13 protein-coding genes are annotated in these 14,538 nt (G+C 60.2%); 8 read left to right on the forward strand and 5 right to left on the reverse strand.

Features of this window, described 5'->3' with window-relative positions; all coding sequences use genetic code 11:
* Positions 1–11 precede the first annotated feature (11 nt).
* The 3 genes from EL257_RS18580 to EL257_RS18590 all read right to left on the reverse strand — a co-directional run bounded on the left by EL257_RS18580 (position 12) and on the right by EL257_RS18590 (position 2,626).
* Positions 12–1,025: a GNAT family N-acetyltransferase gene (locus EL257_RS18580; protein WP_126365079.1), complete on the reverse strand. Its 1,014-nt coding sequence runs from the start codon at positions 1,023–1,025 to the stop codon at positions 12–14.
* 87 nt (positions 1,026–1,112) lie between these two features.
* On the reverse strand, positions 1,113–1,910 hold the full coding sequence (locus tag EL257_RS18585; RefSeq protein WP_126365081.1) for a substrate-binding periplasmic protein: 798 nt from the start codon (positions 1,908–1,910) through the stop codon (positions 1,113–1,115).
* A gap of 92 nt (positions 1,911–2,002) precedes the next feature.
* Complete coding sequence (locus EL257_RS18590; RefSeq protein ID WP_126365083.1) at positions 2,003–2,626, reverse strand: TetR/AcrR family transcriptional regulator; 624 nt, start codon at positions 2,624–2,626, stop codon at positions 2,003–2,005.
* Between the two features lie 184 nt (positions 2,627–2,810).
* Here EL257_RS18590 and EL257_RS18595 point away from each other — a divergent pair, with 184 nt between their 5' ends.
* The 8 genes from EL257_RS18595 to EL257_RS18630 all read left to right on the forward strand — a co-directional run bounded on the left by EL257_RS18595 (position 2,811) and on the right by EL257_RS18630 (position 12,142).
* Positions 2,811–4,595, forward strand: coding sequence for an acyclic terpene utilization AtuA family protein (locus tag EL257_RS18595; protein ID WP_126365085.1), 1,785 nt, complete (start codon positions 2,811–2,813; stop codon positions 4,593–4,595).
* Between the two features lie 14 nt (positions 4,596–4,609).
* Positions 4,610–5,494 carry an SDR family oxidoreductase gene (locus tag EL257_RS18600; RefSeq protein ID WP_126365087.1) on the forward strand — a complete coding sequence of 295 codons (885 nt, stop codon included), beginning with the start codon at positions 4,610–4,612 and terminating at the stop codon, positions 5,492–5,494.
* Between the two features lie 2 nt (positions 5,495–5,496).
* Positions 5,497–7,113 carry an acyl-CoA carboxylase subunit beta gene (locus EL257_RS18605; protein ID WP_126365089.1) on the forward strand — a complete coding sequence of 539 codons (1,617 nt, stop codon included), beginning with the start codon at positions 5,497–5,499 and terminating at the stop codon, positions 7,111–7,113.
* Positions 7,114–7,143: 30 nt separating this feature from the next.
* On the forward strand, positions 7,144–8,301 hold the full coding sequence (gene atuD / locus EL257_RS18610; RefSeq protein ID WP_126365091.1) for a citronellyl-CoA dehydrogenase: 1,158 nt from the start codon (positions 7,144–7,146) through the stop codon (positions 8,299–8,301).
* Entirely contained in the window at positions 8,298–9,095 is a 798-nt protein-coding gene (locus EL257_RS18615; RefSeq protein ID WP_126365093.1) for an enoyl-CoA hydratase/isomerase family protein, read from the forward strand. The genes atuD and EL257_RS18615 overlap by 4 nt, the downstream gene beginning before the upstream one ends.
* 117 nt (positions 9,096–9,212) lie before the next feature.
* Entirely contained in the window at positions 9,213–11,174 is a 1,962-nt protein-coding gene (locus EL257_RS18620; protein WP_126365095.1) for an acetyl/propionyl/methylcrotonyl-CoA carboxylase subunit alpha, read from the forward strand.
* 70 nt (positions 11,175–11,244) lie between these two features.
* Positions 11,245–11,787, forward strand: coding sequence for an exonuclease domain-containing protein (locus EL257_RS18625; RefSeq protein ID WP_126365097.1), 543 nt, complete (start codon positions 11,245–11,247; stop codon positions 11,785–11,787).
* Between the two features lie 70 nt (positions 11,788–11,857).
* Positions 11,858–12,142, forward strand: coding sequence for a pyrimidine/purine nucleoside phosphorylase (locus EL257_RS18630; protein ID WP_045058110.1), 285 nt, complete (start codon positions 11,858–11,860; stop codon positions 12,140–12,142).
* Between the two features lie 71 nt (positions 12,143–12,213).
* On the opposite strand, the gene EL257_RS18635 is transcribed toward EL257_RS18630, so the two are convergent.
* On the reverse strand, positions 12,214–13,020 hold the full coding sequence (locus tag EL257_RS18635) for an MOSC domain-containing protein (protein WP_126365099.1): 807 nt from the start codon (positions 13,018–13,020) through the stop codon (positions 12,214–12,216).
* 217 nt (positions 13,021–13,237) lie between these two features.
* Positions 13,238–14,173 (reverse strand): chemotaxis protein CheV, encoded by a 936-nt coding sequence (locus EL257_RS18640; protein ID WP_126365101.1) that lies wholly within the window; start codon positions 14,171–14,173, stop codon positions 13,238–13,240.
* Positions 14,174–14,538: the final 365 nt, after the last annotated feature.

Here is a 14,538-nt window from a genome sequence, read left to right on the forward strand (position 1 = left end):
TTTATGCGGTATCACGCCAATTTGCACCGATCAAAAAACCGCTCGCGCCCCAGTATCATCAGCGCCGCACGCTTGTGCGGGAAGTCGAATTCCTTTTCGCAGTGGAAACATTGATTGTGCATATGGCCGATCATCTTCGCGTTGTCGGCACGCGGCTCGGCGACGACTCGCTGGGTCCGCGGATCATCCAGAAACAGGTAATGCACCAGCGCCGATAACCAGCTCGCGACTTTGTGCGGGCCGCGGTGATCTTCTTCCCCCACCAGCATGTGAATGCCCCGGTCGTAATCGCCGGCATCGTAGAACGGCGCGATGCGGTCTTCCTTGGCCCAATACGCCTCGAAATAGGCAAACGGCTGATCATCGAAACAGCCGATCAACGTCAGCGTGTGCGGATCGGCATCGAGTTTGCTCAAGTACTCGCGGTGCTTTTCGATGCTGCCCTCCTCCTGCCAGAAACTGGCGACCCGTGGGCTGTTCTGCCAGCGATTGAAACGCGGCAGATCCTCTTCGATTTCCACCGTGCGCAGCGAAATCCATGCACCCAGACGCGCATCGAAACGCCGATAGACTTCCCCACGCGGCTTCACCGCACGCAGCGGATGGCGCTTGCCTTGGCTGATGACCATCTGCTGCGGATAGCTGACGGTCAGCGCAGTGCCAAGCCACGGTTGCGGCAATTGCCAGAACAACGTGCGCTCGCAGCGATATTCGCCCGCTACTTCGGTGTTCACCAGCAAACCACTGAGCAACGCCTCGGTTGGCGGCTGATCCAGTTGCCAGGTCAATTGCTGACACTGCGGATCGCGGGCGAACAGCCAATAGCAGGCCGCCCACAACGCTTGCCCGGGCGGCAAGGCAAAACGCTCATCGAGCTGGATCGGCCCTTTGGCTTCACGATCCAGACGCAGGCGAATCAGCGGCTGCCCGTCCAGGCTCAGGCTCAGACGGCTTTCGGTGGCGTCGGCTAGCAATTCACTGCCCGAAGGCAAAGCCAGGGCGGTCAGGTCATTCAGATTGGACATGGGTCGGGCTCACGATAATCATCGACAGTTAGTCGATGTGACGTGAGCCGAACGGGGAAATTTAGGCGCGAGCAAAAAATTGCTGCCTCAGCGTTGAGGAACCGGCACCACCGCAATCCTGTACGGGTCGAAGATTTTCAGCATTTCGCCGTTGTCCCGCAGCCCTTGCAACAACTTGCCGAACGCTTCTGCGGTGATCGGCGCGGTCGGACGCAGAATGGCGTAGTGGTGGTAGACCTGATCAGTGCGCTGCGACACCAACAACTCGTCGCGGACTTTTTCGTTGCGCAGCAGGTAATCGCTCAGGTATGAACGGGTCACCAAAGCGATGTCGGCACGGCCGCGCAGCACCATCAACAGGTTGCTGTCGTGGGAATAGGTCAGCGTGGCTTTGAAGTTCTGCGCGAGGAATTTCGGGTCGGCGTTGAAGTTGGCAAATTCGTAGTGATAACCGCTGAACAATGCCAGGCGCTTGCCTTTGAGATCGGCGAAATATTGCTCCTGACGACCGGGCTCGCGCTGCGCGACGAAAATCTCGGCATCTTCCAGGCCCATGTCGACATCGCTGTGAGGGATGTTCTTCCAGCCCCACTCCGGGTTTTCGAAAATCGCCATGTCGATCCGGCCTTGCTTGAAATCACCGAAACGTCGCGGAATCGAAGTCGGCACCAGAACAAACTGATATTCGCTCTGCAGCCGGTTCAATGACTCGATCAATTGCGGCAGTAATCCCGTATCGGCACCGTTTTCCGGGCGAATCGTGTAAGGCGGAAAATGCGCAGCGCCGACCCGGACCAATTGCGCTGCTTGAGCGGGCAATACCCAAAATGCAGCCAGCACCACGAGGAAAACCCCCGCAGCCGTCCGAATTGGCGAAGACTTCAAAACACCCCACTCCCCGAAAAAATAACGATCAATGCATTCAAGCTAGGCGGTTTCGCCCAGTTAGCCAGTTTCCCGGCCGGATAGAAAGCGCTTCAGCGCTCTTCGAGGACCAGAATCAGCGCCTCGTCGGCCAATTGATCGAGGCTCAAACTGCCGCCGGCACGGAACCAGGTGGTGGTCCAGGACAGCGCGCCAGTGAGGAAACGTCGGGTAATAAATACGTCGCCGCGAATGAACCCGGCGTCCTTCGCTTCGCCGAGTACTTGCAGCCAGATATCTTCATAGATGTCGCGCAAGGCCAGCACTTTGGCCTGGCCTTCTTCAGACAACGAACGCCATTCGTAAACCAGCACCGCCATGGCTTCGCCGCTACCGCCCATGATCGACTGCAATTCACACCGAATCAGCGCCAGCACCCGCTCGCGCACATTGCCGGCGTCGGCCAGCGCAGCGCGCATCAACGCGGTGTTGTAACGAATGGTCTCCTCCATCACCGCCCGGAGGATTTCGTCCTTGCTTTTGAAGTGATGAAAAATGCTTCCCGACTGAATCCCCACTGCTCCGGCCAGGTCGCGCACCGTGGTGCGTTCGTAACCCTTGTTGCGGAACAGGTGGGCCGCCACTTGCAGCAATTTGCCACGGGCGCTGTCGGGGTCGGTCAACTGACCGCTGTCGACCAGTTCGCGCATGACGCCCAGGGCTTTTTGCTCGTTCACCCGTTCTCTCCTACAGTCGATCAGTCTGTTGCCCCCCGAAACCGCAGGGTTGCGCGCAATTTAAGCCGCCAGCGGCAACCAAGCAAGCGCTTGGGCAGAAGATAATTTCAACTGTTTACAAACCAAGCGCTTGCTTGGTAGCCTCCAGACACTTCTGCCGCAGGTTGCTGAGTCGGAGATCAAAATGTCCACCACGGTTCGCATCGGATGCGCCAGCGCATTCTGGGGAGATACATCGACCGCCGCCGCGCAGTTGGTAGACGGCGGCAAGCTGGATTATCTGGTGTTCGATTACCTCGCCGAGATCACTCTGTCGATCATGGCCGGCGCACGCATGAAGGACCCGCAGGCGGGGTTCGCCGGGGACTTCATCGACATCCTCACACCCTTGCTGCCGCAACTGGCGGAGCAGAACATTCGCGTCATCAGCAATGCCGGCGGGGTCAATCCGCAAGCCTGCGCCGCCGCCCTGCAAGCGGCCTGCGACAAGGCCGGCATTGACTTGAAAATCGCCGTTCTGCTGGGTGACGACCTGCAGCCGCAATTCAAACAACTCGGCGGCATTCGCGAAATGCTCAGTGGCGCCCCGCTGCCGCCAATATGCGTGTCGACCAACGCCTACCTTGGCGCGCCAGGCATCGTAGAAGCCCTGCGTCTGGGCGCCGACATCGTTATCACCGGGCGGGTCGTCGACAGCGCCGTGGTCAGCGCCGCGCTGATGCACGAATTCGGCTGGGCATGGCACGACTACGACAAACTCGCCCAAGCCGCGCTGGCCGGGCACATCATCGAGTGCGGTGCGCAATGCACCGGCGGCAATTTCACCGATTGGCGCGACGTGCCGGATTACGAAAACATCGGGTTTCCAATCGTCGAGGTCAGCGCCGACGGCCAGTTCGTCGTCAGCAAACCTGAAGGCTCCGGCGGATTGATCACGCCGCTGACTGTCGGCGAACAGATGATCTACGAGATTGGCGATCCGCAGGCGTACCTGTTGCCGGATGTGATTTGTGATTTCACCCAGGTCAAACTTCGGCAGCAAGGCAAAAACCTCGTGCATGTGCACGGCGCGAAGGGCCTGCCGCCGACCGACCAATACAAGGTCAGCGCCACGTACCCGGACGGTTTCCGCTGCACCGCGAGTTGCCTGATCGCCGGCATCGACGCGGTGGCCAAGGCACGCCGCGTCAGTCAGGCGATTCTCGACAAGACCGCGCAGATGTTCAGCCAGCGCGGTTGGGCGCCTTACACCGAAACCAATATCGAACTGCTCGGCAGCGAAGCCACTTACGGCCCCCACGGCCAGCGCCAGGACAGCCGCGAAGTGGTGATCAAACTCGCCGTGCGTCATCCGAGCAAACAGGCACTGGTGATGTTCTCCAGGGAAATTGCCCAGGCCGCGACCGGCATGGCGCCGGGGCTTACCGGAATCGTCGGTGGCCGGCCGACGGTGTACCCATTGATTCGCCTGTTCTCCTTTCTGATCGATAAAAGTGTCTGCACCGTGCAAGTCGACCTCGCCGGTGAACGCCATCCGTGCGCCCTGCCCGCTGTGCAGGCGCTCGACAGCCAGGACTTGCCGATTGCCCATCAACCGCCAAAACCGCAAGGCCGTGCCGACACCAGCGTGGCGCTGGTGAAACTGGCCGTGGCGCGTTCCGGCGACAAAGGCAATCACAGCAACATCGGTGTGCTGCCGCGCCAGCCGGAATACCTGCCGTGGATCGCCGAAGCGCTGACGCCAGAGGTGATGGTCGAGTGGATGCGCCACGTGCTTGACCCGATTCACGGCCGCGTCGAACGCTGGTATCTGCCCGGCACCCACAGCCTCAACTTTCTCCTGGAAAACGCCCTCGGCGGTGGCGGCGTGGCCAGTCTGCGCATCGATCCGCAGGGCAAAGCCTTCGCCCAGCAACTGCTGGAAATCCCGATTCCGGTGCCAAAAAGCATCGCCGAACAGCTCGATTAAAGAGGATGGTGTGCATGGCTTACGCGTCGATTTTCCGCGCCGATCTGTTCAGCGGCCAGACCATCATCGTCACCGGCGGCGGCAGCGGCATCGGCCGCTGCACCGCGCATGAACTGGCAGCGCTTGGCGCGAAGGTGCTGCTGGTCGGGCGCAAGCCGGAAAAACTCGAAAAGGTCGCCGCCGAAATTACCGAGGACGGCGGCCACGCGCACTGGCAGGCCTGCGATATCCGCGATGAAGAAGCGGTCAAGCAATTGATCAAGACGCTGGTCGCCGAACACGGGCCCATCCACGGTCTGGTCAACAACGCCGGCGGCCAATACCCGTCGCCGCTGGCCTCGATCAATCAGAAAGGTTTTGAAACCGTGCTGCGCACCAATCTGGTCGGCGGCTTTTTGATGGCGCGCGAAGTGTTCAACCAGTCGATGAGCAAACATGGCGGCAGCGTCGTCAACATGCTCGCCGATATGTGGGGCGGCATGCCCGGCATGGGCCACTCGGGCGCAGCACGTTCGGGAATGGACAACTTCACCAAGACGGCCGCGTTTGAATGGGGTTATGCCGGAGTGCGAGTCAACGCCGTGGCGCCGGGCTGGATTGCATCCAGCGGCATGGACACTTACGAGGGCGCGTTCAAAGCCGTGATCCCGACCTTGCGCGAGCATGTGCCGCTCAAGCGTATCGGCACCGAGTCGGAAGTCAGCGCGGCAATCGTGTTTCTGCTCAGCCCGGCGGCGGCGTTCATCAGCGGCAGCACGGTGAAAATCGACGGTGCGGCCAGCCTCGGCAGCCGTGCATGGCCCCTGCACAAGGCCAGCCACAGCGAATCCTTCAACGGTTTTCACCGCGCCTATTTACCGGATGTGCTTCGTCCCGACGTCCTCAAGGACAAGGAATAACCATGGCGCAGATCCAGTCTCAACTCGACCCGCACAGCGAAGCGTTCGCACGAAACCGCGCGGCCATGCTCGCCGCCATCGAACAAGTGCAGCAACTCGAACAGAACCTGCTGAACAAAGCCGCCGGGGCTAAAGAGAAATTCGACAAACGCGGGCAACTGCTGCCGCGCGAACGCCTGAATCTGTTACTCGATCCCGGTGCGCCTTTTCTTGAACTGGCCAGCCTTGCCGGCTACAAATTGCACGACGACAAGGACGGCAGCTCGGCCGGTGGCGGGCTGATCGCGGGCATTGGTTACGTCTGCGGTATCCGGGCGATGGTGGTGGCGAACAACAGCGCGATCAAGGGCGGCACCATCTCACCGAGCGGCTTGAAAAAATCCCTGCGCCTGCAACAGATAGCCCGCGAAAACAAACTGCCGATGATCACCCTCGCCGAAAGCGGCGGCGCCAATCTCAATTACGCCGCGGACATTTTCGTCGAAGGCGCGCGCAGCTTCGCTAATCAGGCGCGGATGTCGGCGATGGGGTTGCCGCAGATTACCGTGGTACATGGTTCGGCCACCGCTGGCGGTGCCTATCAACCGGGGTTGTCGGATTACGTGGTGGTCGTGCGCGGCAAGGCCAAGCTGTTTCTCGCCGGCCCGCCACTGCTCAAAGCCGCGACCGGAGAAGTCGCCACCGACGAAGAGCTGGGCGGTGCGCAGATGCATGCGCAGGTTGCCGGGACGGCTGAATACCTCGCCGAGAACGATGCCGACGCTGTGCGCCAGGTGCGGGAAATCCTGCGCATGCTGCCATGGAACGAGCAATTGCCCTGGCTGCCGGAGCCGCAATATAAAGAGCCGCTCTACCCCATCGAAGAGTTGCTCGGACTCATCCCCGACGATCCGAAAAAACCCTATGACGTGCGCGAAATCATCGCGCGCATCGCCGACGAATCCTGCTTCGTCGAATTCAAAGGCGAATACGATCAGCAAACCGTGTGTGGCCAACTGAAGATTCAGGGGCGCGCCTGCGGGTTCATTGGCAATAACGGCCCGATCACACCGAACGGCGCGAGCAAGGCTGCGCAATTCATCCAGTTGTGCGACCAGAGCCAGACGCCGCTGCTGTTTTTCCACAACACCACCGGTTTCATGGTGGGCACCGAATCGGAACAGCAAGGTGTGATCAAACACGGCTCGAAGCTGATTCAAGCGGTGGCCAACGCACGGGTGGCTAAACTGACGATCGTTGTCGGCGGCTCCTACGGCGCCGGCAATTATGCAATGTGCGGACGCGGTCTCGATCCGCGTTTCATCTTCGCCTGGCCGAACAGCCGCACCGCAGTGATGGGCGGCGCCCAGGCCGGTAAAGTGCTGCGCATCGTCACCGAAGCCAAACAGCTCAAGGACGGACTGGTGCCGGATCATAAGATGCTCGACATGCTCGAACAAATGACCGCACAGAAGCTCGACGGCCAGTCCACCGCGCTCTATGGCAGCGCCAATCTTTGGGACGATGGCCTGATCGATCCGCGCGACACCCGTACCTTGCTCGGCTATCTGCTGGATATCTGCCATGAAGCCGACATCCGCACCTTGCAACCCAACAGCTTCGGCGTCAGCCGCTTCTGACCACCACGGATCCTACGGAGAACAATAACAATGATCTGCACCCCGGAACACGAAGCCCTGCGCCGTACGGTCCGCCAGTTCGTCGCCCATGAGATCAATCCGCATGTGGAGGAATGGGAAAAGGCCGGGCGCTTTCCCATCCATGAGATCTTCCGCAAGGCCGGCGACCTTGGTTTGCTGGGTATTTCCAAACCGGAAAAATTCGGCGGCATGGGCCTTGATTACAGTTATTCGATTGTCGCTGCCGAAGAGTTCGGCACCGTTCATTGCGGCGGCATTCCGATGTCGATTGGCGTGCAGACCGACATGTGCACACCGGCGCTGGCGCGTTTTGGCTCCGACGAATTGCGCGAAGAATTCCTGCGCCCGGCGATCACGGGCGAACAGGTCGGTTGCATCGGCGTGTCTGAAGTCGGTGCCGGCTCCGACGTTGCCGGGCTGAAAACCACGGCGCGCAAGGACGGCGGTGACTACGTGATCAACGGCAGCAAAATGTGGATCACCAACTCGCCGAGCGCCGACTTCATCTGCCTGCTGGCGAACACCTCGGACGACAAGCCGCACATCAATAAGTCGCTGATCATGGTGCCGATGAACACACCGGGGATCAGCCTCAGTTCGCATTTCGACAAGCTCGGCATGCGCAGCTCGGAAACCGCGCAGGTGTTCTTCGACAACGTACGCGTGCCGCAGCGCAACCGCGTCGGCCACGAAGGCGCGGGGTTCATGATGCAGATGCTGCAGTTTCAGGAAGAACGCCTGTTCGGCGCGGCGAACATGATCAAGGGTCTGGAATATTGCGTCGACAGCACCATCGAGTACTGCAAGGAGCGCAAAACCTTTGGCAATGCACTGATCGACAACCAGGTGATTCACTTTCGCCTCGCGGAGTTGCAGACCGAAATCGAATGCCTGCGCGCGCTGGTCTATCAGGCCACCGAGCAATACATCAAAGGCCAGGACGTCACGCGGCTGGCGTCGATGGCCAAGCTCAAGGCCGGACGTCTGGGCCGCGAAGTCAGCGACAGCTGCCTGCAATATTGGGGCGGCATGGGGTTCATGTGGGACAACCCGGTAGCCCGCGCTTACCGTGACGTGCGGCTGGTGTCGATTGGCGGCGGCGCCGACGAAATCATGCTGGGGATCATCTGCAAACTGATGGGCATCCTGCCGGGGAAAAAGAAATGAGCCGCTTGCCCGATTGCCAGACGCTGCTGCTCGAACCCCATGGCGGCGTGCTGCACATCACCCTCAACCGCCCGGACAGCCGTAATGCGATGAGCCTGCAGATGGTCAGCGAATTGCGCGCGGTGTTGGCTTCGATCAGCGACGATCGCTCTGTGCGGGCACTGGTCCTCAGCGGTGCGGGCGGGCATTTCTGTGCCGGCGGCGACATCAAGGACATGGCCGATGCGCGGGCGCAGGGTGCCCACGCCTACCGCGAACTGAACCGTGCGTTTGGCGCGCTGCTGGAAGAAGCGCAACACGCGCCGCAAGTCTTGATTACGCTGCTGCAAGGCGCGGTGCTCGGCGGCGGGTTCGGTCTGGCGTGTGTCAGTGATATCGCAGTCGCCGATCACAAGGCGCAGTTCGGCTTGCCGGAAACCAGCCTTGGTCTGATCCCGGCGCAGATCACACCTTTCGTAGTGCAGCGCCTTGGACTGACTCAAGCCCGCCGATTGGCTCTGACGGCGGCACGTTTCGACGGCCATGAGGCGCATCGGCTGGGCCTGGTGCATTTCGTCGAGCAGGATGCGCAGGCGCTGGCCGAGCGGCTGGATGAGGTGTTGCAGCAAGTGCTGCGCTGCGCGCCGCAGGCGAATGCGATGACCAAGAAATTGTTGCTGGCGAGTGCCGGGCAGCCGTCGACTGAGCTGCTCGATGACGCCGCTCAGTGGTTCAGCGAAGCGGTGATCGGCGAGGAAGGGATCGAGGGCACATTGGCTTTTGTGCAAAAGCGTAAACCGCGGTGGGCCACCTAAAAGCTTCGCTAGCAGGGCTAGCTCCCACAAGGAATTTGCGTCGCTCACAAACCTGTGGGAGTGAGCCTGCTCGCGAAGAGGCCATCACATTCACCGCCAAATTTCAGGAACCCCACCATGCCCGCCATCCACAAAATCCTGATCGCCAACCGCGGTGAAATCGCCTGCCGCATCCAGCGTACCGCCCAGGCGCTTGGCTACCGCACCGTCGCCGTTTACAGCGACGCTGACGCCGATGCGCTGCATGTGCAAATGGCCGATCAAGCCGTGCGCATCGGCCCGGCGCCGGTGCAGCAATCCTACTTGAATATCCCGGCGATTCTCGACGCGGCCCGCCGCAGCGGCGCCGATGCGATCCATCCCGGTTATGGTTTTCTCTCGGAAAACGCCGGTTTCGCCCGTGCCTGCGCGGAGGCCGGCCTGATCTTCATCGGCCCCAGCATTGAAGCCATCGAACTGATGGGCAGCAAACGCCTGTCGAAAATCGCCATGCTCGACGCCGGCGTGCCATGCATCGCCGGTTACCAGGGCGCAGCGCAGGACGACGCCACGTTGCTCGATGAAGCCGAACGCATTGGTTATCCGCTGATGATCAAGGCCAGCGCCGGTGGCGGCGGACGCGGTATGCGTCTGGTGCACGACGCCAGCGATCTGCCGGCGCAACTGCGCACCGCGCGTTCCGAAGCGCTGAACGGGTTTGGCAGTGACGAACTGATTCTTGAACAAGCCTTGATCGAACCGCGCCATGTCGAGGTGCAGCTGTTCGGTGACCAACAGGGCAACCTCGTCTATCTCGGCGAGCGCGATTGTTCGATCCAGCGCCGCCATCAGAAAATCATCGAGGAAGCGCCCTGCCCGGTGATGACCGCCGAGTTGCGTCTGGCCATGGGCGAAGCGGCGCTGAAGGCCGGTCGCGCAGTCAATTACGTGGGCGCAGGCACCGTGGAATTTTTGCTCGACGCGCGCGGGCAATTCTATTTTCTGGAAATGAATACCCGCCTGCAGGTCGAGCATCCGGTAACGGAGTTGATCACCGGACTGGATCTGGTCGCTTGGCAACTGCGAGTTGCCGAAGGTCAGCCGCTCCCCTTGAGGCAGGAGCAGATTCGCCTCGATGGCCATGCCATGGAAGTACGCCTCTACGCCGAAGATCCCGCAACGGATTTTCTTCCGCAGACCGGGCGCATCGTGGCCTGGGAACCGGCGCTGGGACACGGCGCGCGGATCGATCACGGTCTGCTGGAAGGCCAGTCAGTCAGTCCGTTCTACGATCCGCTGCTCGGCAAACTCATTGCCTACGGTGCCACCCGTGCAGAGGCGCGGCGCAAGTTGTTGCGCGCGGTACAGGATACGGTGCTGCTGGGCGTCCAAAGCAATCAACGCTTGCTCGAAGCGCTGCTGCAACATCCGCAATTCATTGACGGGCAATTCAGCACCGCTTTCATCCAGCAACATTTCTCAAGCCATGCCTGCCTGAACGCATTTGTGCCGACGGCAGAGCAACTGGCGGTTGCTGCGGTGTTGTTTTATCAGGCCAGCGCCCTGCCCCATCGTGCAGCGCTGAGCGGCTGGCGCAACAACGCCAGCGTGCCGTTGCATTATCGTTTGGGCAGTGAAGAGCAGAACTGGACGCTGGAACTGCTGGCACGCACATCGGGGAAATTCGAAGTACACGTTGGCGAGCGCAGGCTGGAAGTCAACGTTATCAACCACAGCGCGCAGTCGGTGAACCTGGAGATCGACGGCCTGCGTCAACGTCATGCCTATCGGCTGGACGCCGAGCAGGTTTGGCTGTTCACCCATCCCGGCAGCCTGCGCCTGGAGGATCGAACTCATGCGCGGATCGACAGTCAGACCAGCGTCGCTTCCGGCACCCTGAAAGCACCGATGGACGGCGCGATTGTCGACGTCCTGGTCAGCGAAGGCAGTACGGTCAGCAAAGGCCAGTTGCTGGTGGTGCTGGAGGCAATGAAAATGGAGCATCCGCTGAAGGCCGGCATCGATGGCGTGCTCAAACGGGTGCAAGTGAAGGTCGGCGATCAGGTAAAAAATCGTCAGGTTCTGTTGCAGGTCGAGTAGTCGCCCAGACACAAGCGCGGGGTTTGACTACGCTCTGATGAATCAGAACGCGGAAATCAGGAACCCTGCGATGCCCCATTGGCTGGTCATAGATCTGGAAGCCACTACCGATGAAGGTGGCTGGCCGGTCACGGAAATGGAAATTATCGAAATCGGTGCGACGCTGGTTGACCGCACCGGGCGCGAGCAGGATCACTTCCAGCGCTTCGTCAAACCGACACGGCGCCCGCTGCTGACATCGTTCTGTCGGGAGCTGACGCACATCACCCAGGCCAATATCGATTCAGCGCAGCCACTGACCGAGGTCTGGCCGGCGTTCGAACGCTGGCTCGCACAACATCAACCTCGGCTCGAAGGCTGGGCCAGTTGGGGCGATTACGATCGCAAGCAATTGCTTCAGGAGTGGCAGCGCCTGCACATCGACAGCGGCTTGAGCCGCGTGCCGCACATGAACCTCAAGCAACGCTTCGCCAAGGCCCGCCGCCTGGAGCGGCCGTTAGGTCTCAACGGCGCATTGCAACTGGCTGGCATGCAGTTCTCAGGGCAGCAACATCGGGCGCTGGAGGACGCACGCAATACCGCGCGTTTATTGCCGCTGGTGCTGCCGCTTTAGGGACGTGACGAGGTTGCAAGCCTTGTGCATACTGGCCGCCCCCTTTTAAGCCCTTTTCGAGGAATCGCCCATGTTTAAAGTCAACGAGTACTTCGACGGCACCGTCAAGTCGATCGCCTTTGGCACTGCTGAGGGTCCCGCGACTATCGGCGTCATGGCCCCGGGCGAATACGAATTCGGCACCAGCCAGCGTGAAATCATGCATGTGGTCTCCGGCGCCCTGACCGTCAAACTGCCGGACAGCACTGATTGGGAAACCTTCGCTGCTGGCAGCCAGTTCAACGTACCGGCCAACAGCAAGTTCCAGCTGAAAGTCGCGGTCGATACCGCTTATCTGTGCGAGTACCGCGGCTGATCCTGCGGATTTTCCTTGCGCAAAAAAATGCCCGTGTCCAACGACACGGGCATTTTCGTTTCGGCGTCCGCTTACTCGAGGATCTCTACCGGCATGCCGACCTCGAGGTAACCGTTGCTATCGTTGACCAGGTTCTGGCCGAACATCGCGCCATCCGCCGTGGCGCGGAGTTTTTGCAACGTCGCAAACGGCTCGCGATCAGCGCTGCGCTCGCCGGTTTGTGGATCGACGGTGGTCATGATGCAACGCGCACACGGCTTGACCACGCGAAATTCAACGTCGCCGATGCGAATACGCTTCCAGTTATCCTCGGCGTAGGCCGCACTCCCCTCGATAACCAGATTCGGGCGGAAACGCAGCATCTCCAACGACCGCCCGACTTTCTCCGACAAGTCCAACCGGGAGGCTTCGCCGATCAACAGCAACGGATAGCCATCGGCGAACGCCACCTGGTCTTCGTCCTTGCCGAAACCTGATTGCGTGGTTCGCGCCCGCTCCAATGGCATTTGCACCAGACGCGTCGGCTTGCCAAGAAACTCGCTGACGAAACGCGCCGCGTCTGCGCCGGCGTCGGGCACGCGCAAGGTGTCGCGCCAGATCGTCACGCCGCGAAGTTCGGCGTCTTCGCCAGGCAACGGAATGTCGATCGAACCTTGCTGGGGGGCTCTAAGGGTCAAACCGCCGCCGGCATTCCACAACGCCGACAGCTGGCTCATCTTCGCTTCGGCACGCTGGGTCAAGAAACGGCCACTGGCTTCATCCACCAGCATCCAGCGTCGATCACCCGCCAGGCCCAGCCTGTCCAGCTCGCTGCGTTGCAGCTCTTCGCCTTGGCCGGATTTCAACGGGTAACGATAAAGCGCACTCAGCCGCAGCATGGCCAACTTCCCTGGAGGATAAAAGCGCCACCCTATACGAGCTTCATGCGCGAATCAAAGGCAGAGTTTGCACACTCCAGGTCAATCTGAAATGCCGACTTGTAGCGAGGGGATTCATCCCCGATCGACTGCGCAGCAGGCCCCGCTTGCTGGATGTAGATCAAGCGGCCGCTACGCGCCCATCGGGGATAAATCCCCTCGCTACAAGAGCATGTGATCAGGCCGGCACGGCGTCGAGCATCAAACGCTGGCGCACGACGTCAACCAACTTGTCCGGCTGGAATTTGGAAAGGAAATTGTCGCAGCCGACTTTCTTCACCATCGAGTCGTTGAAACTGCCGGATAGCGAGGTGTGCAGCACCACGTACAAACCACGCAGACGCGGGTCGTTACGGATTTCGGTGGTCAGACGGTATCCGTCCATTTCCGGCATTTCCGCATCGGTGAAAATCATCAGCAGTTTGTCGGTCATGTTCACACCGGTATCGGCCCAGGCCTTGAGCATGTTCAAGGCTTTCAAACCGTCACTGGCGATATGCATCTTCACGCCCAACTGGCCGAGGGTGTCACGCAATTGCGAAAGCGCCACGTTGGAGTCGTCGACCAGCAGCACTTCGCGCCCACGCGCACGTTCCAGCACCGGATCTTCGAGTTTTTCCCGCGAGACCTTGGCGTTGTAAGGGACGATCTCGGCGAGTACTTTTTCCACGTCGATGATTTCCACCAACTGATCGTCGACCTTACTGATCGCGGTCAGATAATGCTGACGGCCGGCACTGGCTGGCGGCGGCAGAATGGCCTCCCAGTTCATGTTGACGATGCGGTCGACGCCGCCGACAAGGAACGCCTGCACTGAGCGGTTGTATTCGGTGACGATGATCGTGCTGTTCGGCCCCGGCACCAGCGGGCGCATGCCGATCGCCTGGGACAAGTCGATGACCGGCAAGGTCTGCCCGCGCAGATTGACCACGCCACAGACAAACGGATGGCGCTGCGGCATCAAGGTGAGCTTGGGCAGTTGCAGCACTTCCTGAACCTTGAACACGTTGATCGCGAACAATTGGCGTCCGGCCAGACGAAACATGAGAATTTCCAGGCGATTCTCACCCACCAGTTGTGTGCGTTGGTCTACCGTGTCGAGAATGCCGGCCATCAATGACTCCTGGGCTTGTTCTGATGAATTCACTAAGTGTGTTTATCGGCCGCGATGGACGAACCTTGATGCGCGCAAAAAACCTGATCAAAATGCCATAAACGCTTATTGATGTCACATTAACATCATGGTTTACTGGCTTCGTGAAATTTGTCTACTACACTCTTCCCGGCGCGACCTCTGTTTGCGCCGTAGGTTCCCTCATCTAAGGGATTCCCCTATCTTCAATCAGGCCCAACCTGATATTCGCAATATCCAATAGCCATTAATGTGACGCCATTCTCATTGCATGAACGGAGTCAGGCTATTGTGTGCGATCGCAGTTCAGCGGAATCCCACCCCCTGGAAAACCTCGGGTCGTGCCT

The sequence above is a fragment of the Pseudomonas fluorescens genome (genome assembly GCF_900636825.1).
In the GTDB taxonomy this organism is placed as follows: domain Bacteria; phylum Pseudomonadota; class Gammaproteobacteria; order Pseudomonadales; family Pseudomonadaceae; genus Aquipseudomonas; species Aquipseudomonas fluorescens_BG.

Bases quoted from the DNA above. Each gene is read 5' to 3' on its own strand.
- EL257_RS18580 (WP_126365079.1), bottom strand. From the start codon at position 1,025: ATGTCCAATCTGAATGACCTGACCGCCCTGGCTTTGCCTTCGGGCAGT.
- EL257_RS18595 (WP_126365085.1), top strand. From the start codon at position 2,811: ATGTCCACCACGGTTCGCATCGGATGCGCCAGCGCATTCTGGGGAGAT.
- EL257_RS18600 (WP_126365087.1), top strand. From the start codon at position 4,610: ATGGCTTACGCGTCGATTTTCCGCGCCGATCTGTTCAGCGGCCAGACC.
- EL257_RS18605 (WP_126365089.1), top strand. From the start codon at position 5,497: ATGGCGCAGATCCAGTCTCAACTCGACCCGCACAGCGAAGCGTTCGCA.
- atuD (WP_126365091.1), top strand. From the start codon at position 7,144: ATGATCTGCACCCCGGAACACGAAGCCCTGCGCCGTACGGTCCGCCAG.
- EL257_RS18615 (WP_126365093.1), top strand. From the start codon at position 8,298: ATGAGCCGCTTGCCCGATTGCCAGACGCTGCTGCTCGAACCCCATGGC.
- EL257_RS18620 (WP_126365095.1), top strand. From the start codon at position 9,213: ATGCCCGCCATCCACAAAATCCTGATCGCCAACCGCGGTGAAATCGCC.
- EL257_RS18625 (WP_126365097.1), top strand. From the start codon at position 11,245: ATGCCCCATTGGCTGGTCATAGATCTGGAAGCCACTACCGATGAAGGT.
- EL257_RS18630 (WP_045058110.1), top strand. From the start codon at position 11,858: ATGTTTAAAGTCAACGAGTACTTCGACGGCACCGTCAAGTCGATCGCC.
- EL257_RS18635 (WP_126365099.1), bottom strand. From the start codon at position 13,020: ATGCTGCGGCTGAGTGCGCTTTATCGTTACCCGTTGAAATCCGGCCAA.
- EL257_RS18640 (WP_126365101.1), bottom strand. From the start codon at position 14,173: ATGGCCGGCATTCTCGACACGGTAGACCAACGCACACAACTGGTGGGT.